Raw genomic sequence first — 653 nt, 5'->3', positions numbered from 1 at the left:
TATCTTTATGATTGCTATTAATGACATTGAAATAACGGATATTGTTGTAAATATAACTCCTGATATGTATTTTTCCACACTAATTGTAACTACACCAAATAATAAATAAGAAATCATTAATACATTACCTATTATGAAAGCAATGCATAAATATAATGAAGTAGATTTTGTGTTTCTTGTTCTTATTGTTCTTATTGTTTGAGGTAAAAAAGATAATCCAGTAAAGGCAGATCCAATAATTGAAATGATGAGAATGGTTGTTCCTGAAGCTTGCTTATAGTTCCCTTTAACTGCAAAAGCTCCAAGACATGTTGAAACAACTATTAAAATAAATAACATTGCAACACTTACTACTCTTGCAACAAACAATTTATTATTAAAATTATTTTTGATATATTCTCCGTTTGTATTTCTGTTCCTAATAATATAATAAATAATCGGAATTGACATTAATCCGCATAGTCCTTGACCAACAGTCAATACTATACCTCCATCAGTACTTAGGAGCATTCCATAAACTACTCATATTACTCTACCTATAAAGTTTATGCTTCACGCAGTTAATGATAGGCCATGTGAATGTTTTCTTCTTCATATGCTTCATATTTGGAAGAAAAACGAGATATCTAAGATGATAATACCAATAATTAATA

Annotated in this window: 1 protein-coding gene; it reads right to left on the bottom strand. The window is 28.3% G+C overall.

The window, feature by feature from the left end:
• The coding region (locus tag C4B24_RS04905; RefSeq protein ID WP_131599660.1) for a PQ-loop repeat-containing protein at nucleotides 1-510 on the bottom strand (510 nt) is incomplete at its 3' end.
• Nucleotides 511-653 lie beyond the last annotated feature (143 nt).

The organism is Mycoplasma marinum, from assembly GCF_004335975.1.
In the GTDB taxonomy this organism is placed as follows: domain Bacteria; phylum Bacillota_I; class Bacilli_A; order Mycoplasmatales; family Metamycoplasmataceae; genus Mycoplasma_K; species Mycoplasma_K marinum.
Note: the sequence above shows the minus strand (reverse complement) of the source record. Positions and strands in the feature narration are given on the sequence as shown.